This is a genomic window from Mesorhizobium sp. M2D.F.Ca.ET.226.01.1.1, assembly GCF_004022705.2.
Taxonomy (GTDB): domain Bacteria; phylum Pseudomonadota; class Alphaproteobacteria; order Rhizobiales; family Rhizobiaceae; genus Mesorhizobium.
This window is the reverse complement of record NZ_RZOY02000002.1, coordinates 423452-441023: the sequence shown is the minus strand read 5'-3', so window position 1 is coordinate 441023 and position 17572 is coordinate 423452. Positions and strand designations below refer to the sequence as shown.

Here is a 17572-nt window from a genome sequence, read left to right as displayed (position 1 = left end):
GTAGGGATTTGATGTCCCGCCGCACGTCGCTTTTTCTTCCCCTATTCGCTACTCCCTATTTGCTATTCGCTCACAGCGCTTCCACGCACATGGCGACGCCCATGCCGCCGCCAATGCAAAGGGTGGCGAGGCCTTTCTTGGCGCCGCGGCGGCGCATCTCGTAGACCAGCGTGTTGAAGATGCGGGCGCCGGACGCGCCGATCGGATGACCGATGGCGATGGCGCCGCCATTGACGTTGACGATCGAGGGGTCCCAGCCCATGCCCTGGTTGACGGCGCAGGCCTGCGCGGCGAAGGCCTCGTTGGCCTCGACGAGATCGAGGTCCTTGACCGACCAGCCGGCCTTCTCCAGCGCTCGCTTCGAGGCGGGAATAGGTCCGGTGCCCATGATCGCCGGGTCCACGCCGGCGGTCGCCCAGGAGGCGATGCGCGCCAGCGGGGTGATGCCGCGGCGGGCGGCCTCGGCCTCGGTCATCAGCAGCGCGCCGGCAGCGCCGTCATTGATCCCGGAAGCGTTCGCGGCGGTGACCGTGCCGTCCTTGTCGAAAGCGGGCTTCAGCTTGGTCATGGCGTCGAGCGTCGCGCCATGGCGGATATACTCGTCCTGGTCGACGACGGTATCGCCCTTCTTGCCATTGATGGTGAAGGCGACGATCTCGTCCTTGAATTTGCCGGCCTTCTGCGCGGCCTCTGCCTTGTTCTGCGAGGCAAGCGCGAACTCGTCCTGGGTTTCGCGGGTGATCTGGAACTGGCGGGCGACGTTCTCGGCGGTGTTGCCCATGTGGTAGCCGTTGAAAGCGTCCCACAGGCCGTCCTTGATCATGGTGTCGATCATCTTGTAGTCGCCCATCTTGACGCCGGCGCGCAGATGCTCGGCATGCGGCGACAACGACATCGATTCCTGGCCGCCGGCGATGATCACCCTGGCGTCGCCGGCGGCGATCTGCTGCATGCCAAGCGCAATGGCCCGCAGGCCCGAGCCGCAGACCTGGTTGAGGCCCCAGGCGGTGGTTTCCTTCGGCAGGCCGGCGTTGATCGAGGCCTGGCGTGCCGGGTTCTGCCCTTGCGCGGCGGTCAGCACCTGGCCGAGGATAACCTCATCGACTTCCGCGGCCTCGACATTCGCCCGCGTCAGCAGCTCCCTGATGACGACGGCGCCGAGCTCATGTGCCGGCGTGGCGGCGAAACTGCCGTTGAAGGAACCAACCGCGGTGCGGGCGGCGCTGGCGATGACAGTTGAATTGGAAGCGGACATTTTCTTCTCCAGACTTCGAGTGGTCTTATTTTCGGGATCCTTTAGGACTTTCTTGCCCGTTCGAACCCTTGAGTCAAACCGGAAATGGGCATGACCGTCATGCGCGGCAAGCAGAGCGCGCACCAGTCGCGGTAACATGACGTTGGCCATGCAGCCGATTCTGCAATGGGCTGTGCAGCATTAATTGATGCCGCAGTGCACAAACCACTTGGAATTGTGAGGCTTTTGCGCGTATCCTCGATAGAGGGCGCAATCGTTACCGGCCGCTTACTCCTAGAGGTGCCGGTGTCCTGGGGAGGATACGGATGGCCGCAAAAGACGACCCGATCGTCATCAAGAAGTATGCCAATCGCCGGCTCTACAACACCGGCACGAGCACCTATGTGACGCTCGAGGACCTGGCCGAGATGGTCAAGAAGGGCGAAGAGTTCACGGTCCAGGACGCCAAGACCGGCGACGACATCACCCATCCGGTGCTGACGCAGATCATCTTCGAGCTGGAGAACAAGGACGGCCAGAACATGCTGCCGATCCCGTTCCTGCGCCAGCTGATCTCCTTTTACGGCGATCAGATGCAGATGATCGTGCCGAGCTTCCTCGAACAATCGATGATTGCCTTCTCCAAAGAGCAGGAGCGGTTTCGCGAGCAGCTCAAGGGCGCCTTCGGCAAGACGCCGATCGACATGATGAAGACGCCGATGAAGGCGCTCGAGGAACAGACGCGCCGCAATGTCGAGATGTTCCAGAACGCCATGCGCATGTTCACGCCGTTCCCGCCCGCCGGCGGCAATGCCACGGCCCCGGCCGAACCGCCGAAGAAGGAAGAGAAGTCCGACGATCTGCAGGAATTGAAGGCGCAGATTGCGGCGATGCAGCGTAAGCTCGACACGATGTCTTAGGGTATGCCGATATTCGGGTGAGGCCGGCCTGCGAACGACGGCTGCCTGCGCTTCCGGGGCTCACGTACTTTGAGTACGGTCCGCTCCGGTCCTCGGCAGCCATCGTTCTCGACACGGCCTGATCCGAATCTCGGCACACCCTGGCGCGCCTTACCGCAAGGCAAAGCGCTGAGCGCTTCACCCTTTGGACCCATCGGCGTCCACTAAATCCCGACCGGGCCGTCATAGCGGGCGCGTGGCCGGATCAGCCTGTTGCTGGTCACCTGCTCGATGGCATGCGCCGTCCAGCCAATGCTGCGGCCGAGCGCGAACAGGCGGAAGGGGGCGTCGGGGGGCAGGCGCAGGCTGCGGGTCATCGCGGCGAGCGCGAAATCGATGTTCGGATGCAAGCCGGTTGCGGCGAGGACCGCCTTGCGCAGCCGCGATAGGCCATCGTCGATTTTGAGGCCGGAAAAAAGCCCTTCGGCGCGCGGATCGCCTTCCGGATAGAGCGGGTGGCCGAAGCCGGGCAGCGGCCGGTCATGCGCCAGCCAGCGGGCGATTGCTTCATCGGGGCCCAGTCGCTCCGCATCCTCGACCAGCGCGATCGCCGCCGCGCCCGCACCGCCGTGGCGCGGGCCGGTGAGGGTGGCGAGACCGGCGAGCAGGCAGGCGGCGACCGGCGCGCCGGTGGAGGCGGCGACGCGGGCGGCAAAGGTCGAGGCGTTGAGCTCGTGATCGGCCAAAAGCACCAGCGCCTTGCGGATGAGATCCGCGCCCTCGTCTTCCACCGACCAGCCCTGCGCCAGCCGCGTATGTACGGATTCGGAACCCGGCGCCGCGCCGAGTGCCGCGGCCAGCGCGCTGGTGGCGGTGGCGCCGTCCTGCTGCAGCATGGCCGGCCTGCGGCCGAGCGAGGGCCAGCCTTCGGCCGCGAGCGCCGACAGCCTGGCAAATGCCGTTGGCGTGCCGCTGTGCCTTGCGGCCGAAGCGGTCAGCGAAGCGAACGACACCGGACGGTCGGAAGCCCACAGGAGTTCGGCGGTCTCCTCCAATGTCGCCGTCGCCGAAAGCACCACCGCGTCCTTGCCGCGATAGATGAGACGGCCATGCAGCACCGTCGAGACCGATGTGGTGATCGCCGGTTCGCCCCAGGCGATGGCGCTCTCGGCGATCGCCTGCGGGCTTCGCCCCCGCTCGCGGCGCGTGGCAAGTGCTGCGATATCGTCGGCGCGGTACTGGCTGCGGCGGGGGTCGGCATCGTCCGGCTTCATGCCGATGCGGCCGCGGCTGACATAGGCATAGAGCGTCTGCGGCCTGACATTCAGCCGCTCCAGCGCCTGCTCCCGCGTCAGCCATTCCGTCATGCACCGCCTCACATTGATTATATTGATCAAGATTGATGCATTGATTGGGCAGCATTAATTGCAATGCGCAAAAGGTCAAGGAGACGATCATGGCAAATGGGCTCGATGATGTTGTGGCGGCCGACACGGTGCTTTCCGATGTCGACGGCGCGGGTGGGCATCTGACCATCCGCGGCCATTCGCTGGCGGAGCTCGCCGGCCGCTGGCACTACGCGCAGGTGGTACGACTGCTGTTCGACGGCTTCTTCGACGATCTCCCAAGCGATGCCGAGCTGGAGAAAGCCATCGGCAAGGCGCGCGTCGACGTGTTCGATCGCGTGCGGCCGATGCTCACCCAGCTTGCGCCCCTCGATATCTACAGCGGCATGCGGGCCGGCATGGCCATCCTGCCGGACGGCGACGCGCTTGCCGATGCGCTGCGCTTGATCGCGGCGCCGGCGGTTCTGACGCCGGCGCTGCTGCGCCTTGGCCGCGGCGAGGTGCCGATCGCTCCCGATGCAAAAGCCGATCATGCCCGCGACATGCTGCGGATGCTTTCCGGCGCCGCGTCGCCCGCGCTCGCCAGGGCATTGGACAGCTACCTGGTGACCGTGTGCGACCACGGGCTCAATGCCTCGACCTTCGCGACGCGCGTGGTGGCGTCGACGCAGGCCGGACTAATCTCGGCGATCCTGGCCGGGCTCGGCGCGCTGAAAGGCCCGCTGCATGGCGGCGCGCCGGGGCCAGTGATCGAGATGCTGGACGCTATCGAGGAGAGCGGCGATGCGACCGCATGGGTGCGTAATGAGATCGCGCATGGTCGGCGCATCATGGGATTCGGCCATCGCATCTACCGCGTGCGCGATCCGCGCGCCGACGCATTGAAAGCGGTCGTGCGGCAGCTCGCTTCGCGCAACGAGACCGGTAGCCGTCTCGCTTTCGCCGAGACGGTGGAACAGGCGGCGCTCGAGGTGCTCAGGATCGCCAAGCCGCAACGCTCGATCCAGACCAATGTCGAATTCTACACCGCGCTTCTGCTGGAAGCGGTCGGCTTCCCGAAAGAAGCATTCTCCAACGTCTTTGCCGCCGGCCGTGTCGCCGGCTGGATTGCGCATGCCCGCGAACAGCAGGCCACGGGGCGATTGATCAGGCCGCAGTCGCGTTACATCGGGCCGGTCCCCGATCTGGTGGCTTGAGAAGCAGTTCCTCGACCCACCTTGCGGGGGCGAGGTAAGAGCATCTCATGACCGAAATGTCATGTGATCACGCTTGTTTGTCCGTGTTCTTGCCTTGGTTCGTCCTTATATGCTGCACTGCAACATAGGCAGGCAGAAGCCGCCCCCTGCGATAACGCTGGGGCAGGCAGCCGCATCAGGACAGGAACGCCATGGCGAAGAACGGCAAGGCGGAGGACAAGAAGAAGATCAACATCGCTCTTCAGGGCGGCGGCTCGCATGGCGCCTTCTCCTGGGGGGTGCTCGACCGCCTGCTCGAGGACGGCAGGCTGGAGATCGCGGCGGTGTCTGGCACCAGTGCCGGCGCCATGAACGCGGTGGCGCTGGCCGACGGTTTGGTGCGCGACGGCGTCGAAGGCGCGCGAAAAAAGCTCGACGATTTCTGGCGCGCCGTGGCTTCGAAAGGCCGCTTCAGCCCGGTGCAGCGCATGCCGTGGGACGTGGTCTGGGGCAACTGGTCGATCGAGAACACGCCCGGCTACGTCTTCTTCGACACGATGTCGCGGGTGTTTTCGCCTTATGTCGCCAACCCGCTCGGCCTCAATCCGCTGCGCGATGTGGTCGAGAAGGAGATCGACTTCGACAATGTGCGCGCCTGCAAGTCGATGGAACTGTTCATCTCGGCGACCAATGTCGAGACGGGACAGCTGCGCGTCTTCTCCGATGGCGAGATCGACCTCGATACGGTGATGGCCTCGGCCTGCCTGCCGCAACTGTTCCAGGCGGTGGAGATCAAGGGCGTGCCCTATTGGGACGGCGGCTATGGCGGCAATCCGGCGCTCTATCCGTTCTTCAAGACGGCGGCGACCGAGGACGTGCTTCTGGTGCAGATCAATCCGGTGGTGCGCGAAGGCACGCCGAAAAGCGCCAACGAGATCCAGAACCGCATCGACGAGATCACCTTCAACGCCGGGCTGCTGCGCGAATTCCGTTCGATCGCCTTCATCAAGGAACTGATCGCGGCCGGACGCCTGCCGCATGGCGAATATCGCGACATCCGCATGCACCGCATCGATGCCGACGAGGCCTTCAAGGACCTCTCGGCGTCGTCCAAGGTCAATGCCGAGTGGGCTTTCATCGCCTATCTGCGCGACCTCGGCCGAAGTGCTGCCAGCGACTGGCTGGAAGAGAACTACGACGCCGTCGGGACCCGAGCGACGCTCGACCTGTCGGGCGAGCTCGACGACGGCTTCAAGCCATTGCGCGGCCCGGCGCCCGGGCGCCGCGTGAAGGAATTCCTCGCCGCGCATATCAAGCCGGAATCCGCGCGGCGTCGGGCTTAAGGTCTTCCCATATCTGTCAGCAGGTCCGTCCCGGCTGTCAGCATCTTCCCTTGGGGAACCGGCGGGGCGCTGGATCATGCCAGTCACGCGATGTAGTCTTACCTGAACGTAAGGGGAGGTTGCGATGCTGCAGACCAGGCAGAACGCGCTCGGAGTCCGGTTTGAAGCGCAGTGCAGGGCCTTCGAGAAGGAACCCTTCCCGACGCTGGATGTGCGCAAGGACCGACTGAACCGCCTGCTCGCGCTCACCGAAAAGCACGAGGCCGAGATCTGTGCTGCGATCGACAGCGATTTTTCCGCCCGCTCGGCGCAGGAAACGCGGCTTGCCGAATTGTTCGTCGTGCGCGCCGGCGTCAGGCATGCGCTGTCGCATCTGCGCAGTTGGATGCGCGAGCGGCGCGTCGCAACCAGCCTGCCGTTCCTGCCGGGACGCAACCGCCTCTTGCCGCAGCCGCTCGGCGTGGTCGGCATCGTCTCGCCCTGGAACTATCCTTTCCAGCTCGCCCTCGCGCCGGCGACCGCGGCGCTCGCGGCCGGCAACCGCGTGCTGATCAAGCCGTCGGAGCTGACGCCGAAGTTTTCGGACCTGCTCGCCGGCCTCGTCGAGAAATACTTCGCGGCTGACGAGGTCAGCGTGATGGTCGGCGACGCGGAAGTCGGCAAGGCGTTCGTGTCGTTGCCGTTCGACCATCTCCTATTCACCGGCTCGACCGCTATCGGGCGGCAGGTCGCGCTGGCGGCCGCCGCCAATCTGACGCCGGTGACGCTCGAACTCGGCGGCAAGTCGCCGGCAATCTTCGACCCGTCCTGCGACCTCGACGCGGCGGTCGCCAGCGTCGCCTATGGCAAGCTGCTCAATGCCGGTCAGACCTGCATCGCGCCGGACTATCTCATGATCCCGCAAGGCCAGGGCGCGGCCATCGCGGCCAAGTTTGCCGCCGCTATTGCCAAGCTCTATCCGCGCCTCGGCGACAACCCCGACTATACGGCCATCGTCAGCGATCGGCATCATCGGCGGCTGAGCGACATGGTCGCCGAGGCGCGCGACAGCGGCGCAGACATCACCGAGGTCAATCCGGCGAATGAGACGCTCGGCGTCAGCGACCGCAAGATGGCGCCCGTGCTGGTGCGCAACGCCGGCGACAGTCTGCGGCTGATGCGCGAGGAGATTTTCGGACCGGTGCTGCCGATCATCGAATATGGCACGGTCGACGAGGCCATCGAGCATGTGAACCGGGGCGAGCGTCCGTTGGCGCTCTACTGGTTCGGCGGCGACAGCGCCAACCGCCAGAGGGTCATGCGGGAAACCATAGCCGGCGGCGTTACGGTCAATGACTGCATGATGCATCTGGTGCAGGAGCGGCAGCCTTTCGGCGGCGTCGGCGACAGCGGCACCGGCGCCTATCACGGCGAATGGGGCTTTCGCACCTTCAGCAAGGAAAAGCCGATCTTCATCCAGTCGAAGCTCAGCGCCGGCGGCCTGCTGCGCCCGCCTTACGGCAAGACCTTCGAGCGTATCTTCCGGCTGCTGAACCTCATCACTTGACAGCTTCAAGCCGGGGAGCGCGGGGCAGGGCCGTGCTCAACCATGCAATTGCCTCCGGATGTCGAAGATTTTTGCATCATGCTGACGGCTGCTGCCAGTGACCTTGGGGAAGCCTCGGGAAAGTCATCTGCGTGCCCGCAAAAGTGCGGCCGGCTGGCAGAAAAGCTTCGTTTTGTCGAGGTATTGCATTCCCTGGCGCAATGATCCCGCAACTTTTCCGACTATATTGCGCCGCAACTTTCAGGTAGAAGGCGCACTTCGCCGATCACGGCAAATTGAACCGGACCCTGCGCGCACCCATATCGGCCGCGCGCCCGAAGTCGGAAGCGCCGACTTCGCCAGGCCCTGCAACGGAAAATGACGATGCCGAAAATCAGGTTTCACAAGCTTGCGGCCATAGCTGTGCTCATCGGATTTGGCGCCTGGATGGGAACAGGCGAATTTTCGTCCGTCGGCAGCGCCGCGAATAAGTCGGTTACCACCGACAAGTCGGTCACCACCGACAAGCCCGCTGACGCGGGCAAGCCGGGCGCGGCGAAGCCGGAAGCGGCCAAGCCGAACACCGCGCAAGCCGAGCCCAAGGCCGCGCCGCGTACCGTCGCGGTGGTGACGCCGCCGCGCAAGACCTTCGCGCGGGCGATACGGATCTCGGGCCTCACCGAGGCCGACAAGCGCGCGGTGCTTGCAACGCGCGTCAACGGCGTCATCGACAGGCTGCCGGTCAAGCAGGGCGACCACGTCAAGACTGGCGACCTGGTGCTGATGCTTGCTGCAGAAGAGAAGATCTCGATGGTCGACAACGCGAAGCAGCTTGTGGTGCAGCGCAAGGCCGAGCTCGATGCCGCCGAGCGGCTGGCCAAGACCGGCAATCTGCCAAAGCTGCAGCTCGACACCGCCCGCTCCAACCTGACCCAGGCGCAATCGCAGCTCGACACCGCGCAGGCCGAGCTCGACCGCAACGAGGTCAAGGCGCCGTTCGACGGTGTCATCGACCGCATTCCGGTGGAACTCGGCAGCTCGGTGATGCAGGGCGGCGAGGTGGCGACGATCCTGAAGCTCGATCCGGTGATCGCACGTGGCGAGATCAGCGAGCGCGACCTGCGCTACGTCAAGATCGGCGACGAGGCCGATGTGCGCCTGGTCAACGACCAGAAGGTCACCGGTACGGTACGCTACATCAGCCGCGATGCATCGGCGCAGACCCGTACCTTCCGCGTCGAAGTGGCGATCCCCAATGGCGACGGCTCCATCCCCGCCGGCATGACGGCCGAGATCACGCTCAGCGCCGAGCCGACCAATGCGGTCATGCTGCCGCGCTCGGTGGTGACGCTTGGCGACAAGGGCGATCTCGGCATTCGCGCCGTCGGCAAGGACGACAAGGTGGCGTTCTTCCCGATCGACCTCGTCGACGACACGCCGCACGGACTGGTGCTGGGCGGCATTCCGGAAGATGCGCGCATCATCGTCGCCGGTCAGGAACTGGTGAAGGAAGGCGACCTGGTGAAGCCGGTCGAGGCCGACCAGGCGACCATCAACAAGCTGATCGGCGAAGCCACCGCCGGCACGCAGTAAAAGCACGACACGTCCGTCGCCGGACCATCAGGCGACGGCAGTTCGCAGCCTTTGAAGCATAACAGGCCGAAGTCATGGATATCGTCAGACTCGCCATCAACAACGCCCGCCTCACAATATCGGCGCTGCTGTTCCTGGTCGTCGCCGGCTGGGTCGCCTATCAGTCGACGCCCAAGGAAGCGGAACCCGACGTTCCGATTCCGATGATGTATGTCAGCCTGATCTATCAGGGCATCTCGCCGGAGGATTCCGAGCGGCTGCTGCTAAGGCCGATGGAAAGCAAGCTCAAGAGCCTCAAGGGGCTCAAGGAGATGCGCTCGGCCGCCTTCCAAGGCGGCGGCTACGTGCTGGTCGAATTCCAGCCGCAGACCAATCTGGCGACCGCGTTGCAAGATACGCGCAGCAAGGTGCAGGACGCCAAGGCCGACCTGCCGCAGGCGGCCGAGGAGCCGACGGTCAACGAGGTCAACGTCTCGGAATTTCCGGTTCTGGTCGTCACGCTTTCCGGCGATGTGCCGGAGCGTGTGCTGACCGCGGCGGCGCGCGAGCTGCGCGACCGTATCGAGGAAGTGCCGGGCGTTCTGGAAGGTTCTTTGCAGGGTGCGCGCGACGACCTGGTCGAGGTCGTCATCGATCCGGTTAAGCTCTCTTCCTATGGGTTGCAGCTTGACCAGGTTATCCAGGGCGTCGGTGCGTCGAACAGCCTGGTCGCGGCCGGCAACCTCGAGGGTTCGGAGGGTAAATACGCGGTCAAGGTGCCGTCGCTGATCGTGACGCCGGAGGACGTCGCCGACCTGCCGGTTGTCGCCACGCCGAATGCCGTCGTGCAGGCCAGGGACGTCGCCACCATCCGCTCGACGTTCAAGGATGCCGAGACAGTCACACGCCTCGACGGCAAGCCAGCGATCGCCATCGAGGTGAAGAAGCGCATCGGCGCCAATCTGATCGACACGCTGAGCCATGTCAGGCAGGTCTCCGATGCCTTCATCAAGACGATGCCCGAGGGCATGCATGTCACCTACACCCAGGACAAGTCGGTCTTCGTCAACCAGCTGCTCGGCGACCTGCAGAACCATGTGATGATCGCCGTCATCCTGGTGTTCATCGTCATCCTCTATGCGCTGTCGGGACGCGCCTCGCTGCTCATCGGCCTTGCCATCCCGTCGTCCTTCCTGATCGGCATCCTGCTGCTCGCCATGATGGGCTACACGATCAACATGATCGTGCTGTTCAGCCTGATCCTTGCGGTCGGCATGCTGGTGGACGACGCTATCATCGTCACCGAATTCGCGGAACGGCGCATGAGCGAGGGCATGCCGAAGGCGGACGCTTTCGCGCTGGCCGCCAAGCGCATGGCCGGCCCGGTGATCGCCGCGACGATGACGCGCATCGCCGCCTTCTCGCCGCTGCTCTTCTGGCCCGGCATCATCGGCGACTTCATGAAGTACATGCCGATCACGCTGATCGTGACACTGTCGGCCTCGATGCTTTACGCGCTGGTGTTCGCCCCGACTTTGGGCGCGATCTTTGCCAAGGCGCCCGAGCATCACGAGGACGATCATCGCGACGGCTGGTATATGGCGATCGTCAAGCAGGCGGTGCGCTTCCCGGTGACCGTGATCCTGCTCACCGTCGGCCTGCTGGTCGGCGTCGGCTTCGCCTATTCGAAATACGGCGCCGGCGTCGAATTCTTCCCGAGCGTCGAGCCGGACTATGGCCTGCTCTACGTGCACGCCCGCGGCAACCTCTCGCTGGCCGAAATGGATGCCGCCACTAAGACGGCGGAAAACCGGCTGCTCGGCTGGCCCGGCGTGAAGTCGGTCTATACGCGCGTGGGCAAGACGCAAGGCGGCGGCCAGGATGTTCCGGAAGACGTCGTCGGCGTCATCCAGTACGAGTTCGTCGACTGGCGCGAGCGCAAATCGGCCAACCAGATCCTGAGTGAACTGCGTACCGTCATGGCCGACATTCCCGGCGTCGATGTCGAGGTGCGTGTGCCGGAGGCCGGTCCGCCGACCGGCAAGCCGATCCAGATCAGGCTGTCGGCCGCCGATCCGGCCGGGCTCGACGACAAGGCGCGCGCGGTGGCGGCGCGGATCGCCAAGGTGCCCAATGTCATCGACATCTCGGATGGCCTGCCGCCGCCCGGTGTCGACTGGGCGCTCGAGGTGGACCGCGCCAAGGCCGCGCAATATGGCATCAGCCCGACCTCCGTCGGCACCGTGGTGCAACTGGTGACCAACGGCCTCAAACTCTCCGAGTACCGGCCGGCAGGGGCCGACAAGGCGGTTGACATCAGGCTCCGCCTGCCGGAGGACCGGCGCACGCTGTCGACGCTGGACGAGCTGCGTGTGCAGACCTCGCAAGGTTCGGTGCCGATCTCGAACTTCGTCGTGCGCAAACCCGAACCGACCGTCGGCATCCTGAACCGCATCGACGGCGCGCGCACCGTGGTCGTCCAGGCCAATGTCAGCGCCGGCGCGCAGGTGGCGGCGGTGCAGGAAGAGGTGACCAAGGCGGTCGCCGACATGGGCCTCGGTAGCGGTATACGCTGGAAGCTCGCCGGCTCCAACGAGGACAGCGCGGAAGCCAGCGCCTTCCTCGGCAAGGCCTTCGGCGCTGCGCTCTTCCTGATCTTCCTGGTGCTGCTGGCGCAGTTCAACAAGTTCACCAGCGTGTGGCTCGTCTTGTCCTGCGTGGTCATGGCGACGATCGGCGTGTTCCTCGGCTTGCTTTTGACGGGCGAAGCCTTCGGCATCGTCATGTCGGGCATCGGCGTGATCGCGCTCGCCGGCGTGGTGGTGAACAACAACATCGTGCTCATCGACACTTACGACCGGCTGCGCGAGGAAGGCTGGGACAAGATGGAAGCGGTGCTGCAGACCTGCCGCGAGCGCGCTCGTCCCGTGGTGCTGACGGCGGTGTCGGCCATCCTCGGCGTGCTGCCGATCGCCTTCGGCCTCGGCCTGGAAATCTTCCATCACGAGACGACGATCAACGCGCCGTCGACGCAATGGTGGATTTCGCTGTCCTCGGCGATCGTCTTCGGCCTGTCCTTCGCCACGCTGCTGACCCTGGTGGTGACACCCTCGATGCTGATGGTGTTCACCCGCGCCAAGGTGAAGCCCGGTGCGAGGCGAAACTGGTTTGGCCGCCTGTTCCGGCGCGGCAAGGGCAAGGTCTCGACCGACGCGCCAGCCAACGAGGCCGGCGTCGAGCCGGCGGAGGCCTTCCCGAAAGCCGCGGAATAGAGCGGGTTCACAACCACAAGGACAAAAGCCGCCAGGGAACAACCGGGCGGCTCTTTGCATTGTTCCCTCAAGTTCGATTAGTGCGTTTCACCGTTTCACGGAAACGGCGAACTGCCCTATCTCTTTGTTTCTACGCAATTCCAGACGGAAAACCGCTCACACTTTTCCTGGAATTGCTTTAGACGGCGAGGGTTTCTTATGACCATCACCACACTTCTCGTAATCATCCTGATCCTGATCCTGATCGGCGCCGTGCCGGCCTGGCCGCATTCCCGCTCCTGGGGCTACGGCCCATCCGGTATCGTCGGTGTCCTTTTGATCGTGTTTCTGATCCTGCTGCTGATGGGCAGGATCTGACCTTCAACGAATTGCGGCCGGGCTTCGAAACCCGGCCGCACCATTTCCGATGCAGCTTGCGATCAGGCAGCCTGACGCGAGGTCGAGACAGTGATACCGATATCCCGCAGCGCCTGCTTCACCGCCTGGTCGAGCGGGGTGTGCGGGATTTCGCCGATCACCTTTTCCAGCCGCGTCGAAGCAAGCCGGTGCGCTTCGAAGCGCAGATAGGACATCGAGACGATCTCGCGCCACATGGCGACGAATGGGCTGCCGGCGCGCAGCACCCACCAGGGCATGAAGGAGAGCTTAAGCTTGCGGCCGAGCGCCTTTTCGGCCGAGGCCTTGATGTCGAGGTCGGTGATGGCGTGACCGGGGAAGTTGATGGCCTCGTAGAAGCCGAGCTTATCGAGATTCTTCGCCAGGTCGACGAAAGCCACGGCGAAGTCCGGCAGATAGGCCCATTCATGCATGAGGTCGGCCGGGCCGGGCGCGGTGTAGACGCCCTTGTTCATCTTGGCGGCGACGACGAGGTCGAACCAGGAACCCGAGCCGGTGCCGCCGAAGAAATCGCCCGCACGCAAGACGATGGTGCGTACCCGGCCGGCTTCGGCCTCGCGGCGGAACAGGTCTTCCATGGCGCAGCGGATGCGGCCCTTCTCGGTGGTCGGATGGAACGGCGTCGCTTCCGTGATCACCTGCGGCATAGGCGAGCCGTAATTGTACACGGTGCCGGGGAAGAGATGCAGCGTGTTGTTCGCCAGGCAGGCGGCCATGACGTTCTCGGCCATCGGCGTGCACTTGCCCCAGTCGGTGTAGATCGGGTTCAGGCCGTTGAAGATGATGTCGACGCCCTCGGTGGCGCGGATGAGGGATTCGCGGTCCAGCCCGTCACCAGCAACTGACGTTGCGCCCTTGAGTTCCGCCGGCACCTTGCCGGTGCGGGTGACGGCGCGGACGTCGAAGCCGGCGTCGATGAAAGCCTTGCCAACCACGCGGCCGAGCCGGCCATTCGCGCCGAGGATTGCGATCTTGGTCATTTGTTCTCTCCGTTGCTTGCGTTTGCCCGGCTAATGTGAGGCGTTCACAAACGAATTGAAATTGACTGAAATCGGCGTTCTGTTATTCAAAAATGAATGAAGGAATTCGACTGGAACCTGATCAAGAGTTTTGTGGCGGTCGCCGAAACCGGCAGTCTTTCGGGAGCGGCACGCAGGCTCGCAGCCAGCCAGCCGACGCTTGGCCGCCATATCGCCGAACTGGAAGCGGCGCTGGGTGTCACGCTGTTCCGGCGCGGGCGGCGCGGCTACGAGCTGACCGAGGCCGGCAGCACGCTTTACGAACGCGGCCAAGCGGTCAGCGAGCAGGCCAGTGCCTTTTCGCTGCTGGCGCTGGGGTCGGTCGAGGCGATCGAGGGAACGGTACGCGTCGCTGCCTCGGAGGTGGTCGCCGCCTTCGTGCTGCCGGACATGATGGCGCGGCTTGGCGAGGAGGAGCCCGGTATCGAGGTCGAGATCGTCGCCTCGAATCAGGTCGAGAACCTTTTGCGTCGCGACGCCGACATCGCCATCCGCATGGTCAGGCCGGCGCAGAACGAGTTGGTAGCGCGCAAGGTCACCGACATCCCGCTCTGCCTATGCGCGGCCAGTTCCTATCTCGACCGACGCGGCCGTCCCGCAAAGCCTGCCGACCTTGCCGATCATGCCCTGGTCGGGTTCGACCGCAGCGACGAGATCATTCGCGGGCTCACTTCGTTCGGCATTCCGGTCGGCCGCAGCCATTTCCGCTTCCGGACCGACAACCAGATCGTGCTGTGGGAGGCGGTGCGGTCCGGCAACGGCATCGGCATCGGCCAGGAGCCGCTCGTCGACCGCGATCCCGACATCGAGAAGCTGCCATTCGATGTGCCTTTGCCTGAGTTGCCGGTGTGGCTCGCCATGCATCGCGATGTGCGCACCAGCATGCGCATCCGCCGCGTGGCGGATTTCCTGCATGAGGAGTTGAAGCGCTATTCGGCCGGCACAGGCTAGAGCATGATGCCGAAAAGTGTGAAGCGGTTTTCGGACGACATCATGCTCTATTCTCTGATCCTAGAGCCCGATGTATTTCAGGTCGGTTCGACCTGAAATACATCGGGCTCGGGAGCGAATTCGGCCCGGTGAGCGAGCCCGGCCATCAAGAGCACGACGACCAGCAGCCCCGACAGCGCGACGAAGATCGGCCCGAAGCTCGAACGCTCGGCGACGAAGCCGATCGCCGACGGCGCCACCAATATGCCTGAATAACCCATGGTGGTGACGACGCTCATACCGGTGCCGGACGACATGCCTTCCTGGTTGCCGCCGGCCGAGAACAGGATCGGCACCATGTTGGCGATGCCGAAGCCGCAGAAGGCGAAGGCGGCGATGGCGAGGTAAGGCGAGGACGAGAGGCCGGCGACCAGCATGCCGGCAGCGGCGACCAGCGCCGAGCCGCGCAATGTCGCCACGGCGCCGAAGCGGTTGCGCACGCCGTCGCCGAGGAAACGCATCAACGCCATGACGCCGGAGAAGGCGGCATAGGCGAGACCGGCGACCGCGAGGTCGGCGCCCAGTTCCTGGTGCAGGAAGAGCGCTGCCTAGTCGAGCACCGCGCCCTCCGAGATCATGGTGAGCAGCGCCATCAGCCCGACCAGATAGACGGCCGTGTGGCGCGGCAGCGTGAATTTCTGCTGCTCGACAGCCTGCGGCTTGTCCTCGGCGACGAGATAGCGAATGGCAAAGGCGATGAGGGCCAAGGCGATCACGGTTACCGCAACGGCATGGGGCAGATAGCCGTAGTTCTGGATCGAATAGCCGCCAAGCGCGCCGCCGGCGAAGCCACCAAGGCTCCAGAAGCCGTGCGAGGACGACATGATCGCGCGGGAGAGTTTTCGTTCCACCACGACGGCATTCGAATTCATGGCGACATCCATGCCGCCGATCGAGCCGCCGAAGATGAGCATGGCAATCGCCGCAAGCGGCACGTTGGGCGCGAGCGCCATGATCAGCAGGCCGAAGCTGCCGCAAATGCCGAACAGCCGAGTCACACTACGCGAGCCATGCCTGGAGATAAGATGGCCGCACCATGTCATGGCCATGACCGCGCCGACGCCGAACAGGAGAATCAGCAGGCCGAGCGTGAATCTGGTGATGTCGAGCCGGGTCAGGAACACCGGGATCTGCGGCGCCCAACTGCCGGTCAAGAAACCATTGGCGAGGAAAATGCCAGCGACGGCCCAGCGGCCGCGCGTCGCGGCCTCAATCGTGGTTTGCATGCTCATGATTTCGAAGTCCGCTACGCCAAATGGCTTCGCGCGGCAAATTAGATCGATTCAATCGGCAGTCAAGAACCGTGATGAGGAAGTGCTTGGACCAGGTGCGGGCGAATGAAAAGTCGCTCGGTAGCGATCCTTCGCGCCCCCATCTGTCCTGCCGGACATCTCCCCCACAAGGGGGGAGATCAGATGTCGTGTCGGCTTTCGCCAACCGCCAGCGTTGCAGGAAAAGCGGAGCGATGACGCGCTCAATCTCCCCCCTTGTGGGGGAGATGGCCGGCAGGCCAGAGGGGGGCGCTGTCCCGCGAGCATTCGCTCTTATGCCCTCGCCGTTAGCTCAATGATCCTTCGGCCGCCTGGCTTCGAACTCAGCCTTCTTGGCTTCCGACGCTTCGGTCTGGTTGAGCGCCTGCCATTCGGCATAGGGCATGCCGTAGATGATCTCGCGCGACGCATCTTTCGACAGCGGCACGCCCTCGGCCACGGCGGCCTCGCGGTACCAGTTGGACAGGCAGTTGCGGCAGAAGCCGGCGAGGTTCATCAGGTCGATGTTCTGGACATCGCCGCGCTCGCGCAGATGCTGCACCAGCCGGCGGAAGGCGGCTGCCTCGAAATCGCGCTTCTGGTCGTCGCTGAGCTCGGTCATTCAGGAACTCCCGGCCGTGGCGGCCCTTATGCCGGCCCCGTGCGCGAGCCGAACATCTTCACCTGATGTATATCGGCACGCCGGTCGATTGCGTCAACGATCGGCGCCAGCCGCTCGGTCCAGGCAAGCGCCCCGGCGCGGTCGGCGATCAGATCCTGGCGGATCTCGAGCAATGCATGGGCGTAGCCGTTGACGATGGCATGGCGGAACATGGTGTCGCCACGCAGCGCGCCGTCATAGGGTTCGTTGTCGCCGACGACGAGGGATTTGTCCTGCGCCAACATATCGATCAGCGGCCGCGCCACGCGGTCGTCGCGGTCCCACAGCACGCCGACATGCCAGGGGCGGACGAAACCCTGCATCACCGGCGTGAAGGAATGAACCGAGAAGATGAACGGCGCCCTGCCCGAGGCATGGGCGACGGAGGCGATCATCGCGCCGACGGCGTCGTGATAGGGCCGGTAGAAGCGATCGAGCCGCCGCTCGCGTTCTTCCGGGGCCATCGGATAGTTGCCCGGCACCACGGTGCCGTCATAGAGCTGACGGATCATGGTCGGGTCGTCCTCACCCCGGTTGGGATCGATCAGCAGCCGCGAAAAACCGGCAAGCACCGCGGGCGCGTCGAGCGCGGCCGCCAGCTCGCGCGTCACGGTCTCGACGCCGATGTCGTAAGCGATGTGACGGTCGAATTCGGAAGCCGGCAAACCGAGGCTGCCATACTCTTCGGGCAGGTCGCGGCGGGCGTGATCGGCGAGAAGCACGATGCCTTTCTTGCGGTCGCCCTCGACAATGTCGAACGGCGCGAAAACTGTGGATCGGGTCATCAGCTGAAAAGGGGGTGGTGGCTTCGGTGTGGTATCGTCATTCCACGAAGAGGGCACTGGCGCAATGCCGTTGTTTGGCCAAGGTTTCCGCAAAAAATCCCCGAT

The 17572-nt window shown here is 64.5% G+C and carries 13 protein-coding genes and 1 pseudogene; 8 read left to right on the top strand and 6 right to left on the bottom strand.

The window, feature by feature from the left end; all coding sequences use genetic code 11:
- Nucleotides 1-70: 70 nt before the first annotated feature.
- On the bottom strand, nt 71-1255 hold the full coding sequence (locus EN869_RS05970) for an acetyl-CoA C-acetyltransferase (protein ID WP_127225356.1): 1185 nt from the start codon (nt 1253-1255) through the stop codon (nt 71-73).
- A gap of 305 nt (nt 1256-1560) precedes the next feature.
- On the opposite strand from EN869_RS05970, the gene phaR reads away from it, so the two are divergent.
- Nucleotides 1561-2154, top strand: coding sequence for a polyhydroxyalkanoate synthesis repressor PhaR (gene phaR / locus EN869_RS05965; RefSeq protein WP_127225355.1), 594 nt, complete (start codon nt 1561-1563; stop codon nt 2152-2154).
- A 203-nt stretch (nt 2155-2357) separates the two neighbouring features.
- Here the strand turns inward: phaR and EN869_RS05960 are convergent, their stop codons facing one another.
- The gene (locus EN869_RS05960) at nt 2358-3500 is read right to left on the bottom strand and encodes a citrate synthase (RefSeq protein WP_127225354.1); all 1143 of its coding nucleotides are present in this window, start codon (nt 3498-3500) and stop codon (nt 2358-2360) included.
- An 89-nt stretch (nt 3501-3589) separates the two neighbouring features.
- Between EN869_RS05960 and EN869_RS05955 the strand changes: the two genes are divergently transcribed.
- The 6 genes from EN869_RS05955 to EN869_RS05930 all read left to right on the top strand — a co-directional run bounded on the left by EN869_RS05955 (nt 3590) and on the right by EN869_RS05930 (nt 12723).
- Entirely contained in the window at nt 3590-4675 is a 1086-nt protein-coding gene (locus EN869_RS05955; RefSeq protein WP_127225353.1) for a citrate synthase/methylcitrate synthase, read from the top strand.
- 191 nt (nt 4676-4866) lie between these two features.
- A complete protein-coding gene (locus tag EN869_RS05950) occupies nt 4867-5997 on the top strand; it encodes a patatin-like phospholipase family protein (RefSeq protein WP_127225352.1) in 1131 nt (376 codons plus the stop codon).
- Nucleotides 5998-6121: 124 nt separating this feature from the next.
- Complete coding sequence (locus EN869_RS05945; protein ID WP_127225351.1) at nt 6122-7543, top strand: coniferyl aldehyde dehydrogenase; 1422 nt, start codon at nt 6122-6124, stop codon at nt 7541-7543.
- A 363-nt stretch (nt 7544-7906) separates the two neighbouring features.
- Complete coding sequence (locus tag EN869_RS05940) at nt 7907-9115, top strand: efflux RND transporter periplasmic adaptor subunit (RefSeq protein ID WP_127225350.1); 1209 nt, start codon at nt 7907-7909, stop codon at nt 9113-9115.
- A gap of 74 nt (nt 9116-9189) precedes the next feature.
- On the top strand, nt 9190-12366 hold the full coding sequence (locus EN869_RS05935) for an efflux RND transporter permease subunit (protein WP_127225349.1): 3177 nt from the start codon (nt 9190-9192) through the stop codon (nt 12364-12366).
- A gap of 198 nt (nt 12367-12564) precedes the next feature.
- A complete protein-coding gene (locus EN869_RS05930; protein WP_095816715.1) occupies nt 12565-12723 on the top strand; it encodes a DUF3309 family protein in 159 nt (52 codons plus the stop codon).
- A 62-nt stretch (nt 12724-12785) separates the two neighbouring features.
- Here the strand turns inward: EN869_RS05930 and EN869_RS05925 are convergent, their stop codons facing one another.
- Complete coding sequence (locus tag EN869_RS05925) at nt 12786-13742, bottom strand: SDR family oxidoreductase (RefSeq protein ID WP_127225348.1); 957 nt, start codon at nt 13740-13742, stop codon at nt 12786-12788.
- Nucleotides 13743-13838: 96 nt separating this feature from the next.
- Here EN869_RS05925 and EN869_RS05920 point away from each other — a divergent pair, with 96 nt between their 5' ends.
- Nucleotides 13839-14732, top strand: coding sequence for a LysR family transcriptional regulator (locus EN869_RS05920; protein ID WP_127225347.1), 894 nt, complete (start codon nt 13839-13841; stop codon nt 14730-14732).
- Nucleotides 14733-14809: 77 nt separating this feature from the next.
- Here EN869_RS05920 and EN869_RS05915 read toward each other — a convergent pair.
- The 3 genes and pseudogenes from EN869_RS05915 to EN869_RS05900 all read right to left on the bottom strand — a co-directional run bounded on the left by EN869_RS05915 (nt 14810) and on the right by EN869_RS05900 (nt 17467).
- Nucleotides 14810-16003, bottom strand: a pseudogene (locus tag EN869_RS05915) (MFS transporter).
- Between the two features lie 331 nt (nt 16004-16334).
- Entirely contained in the window at nt 16335-16643 is a 309-nt protein-coding gene (locus EN869_RS05905; RefSeq protein ID WP_127225346.1) for a DUF1244 domain-containing protein, read from the bottom strand.
- A 26-nt stretch (nt 16644-16669) separates the two neighbouring features.
- Nucleotides 16670-17467 carry an N-formylglutamate amidohydrolase gene (locus EN869_RS05900; RefSeq protein WP_127225345.1) on the bottom strand — a complete coding sequence of 266 codons (798 nt, stop codon included), beginning with the start codon at nt 17465-17467 and terminating at the stop codon, nt 16670-16672.
- Between the last annotated feature and the right edge of the window lie 105 nt (nt 17468-17572).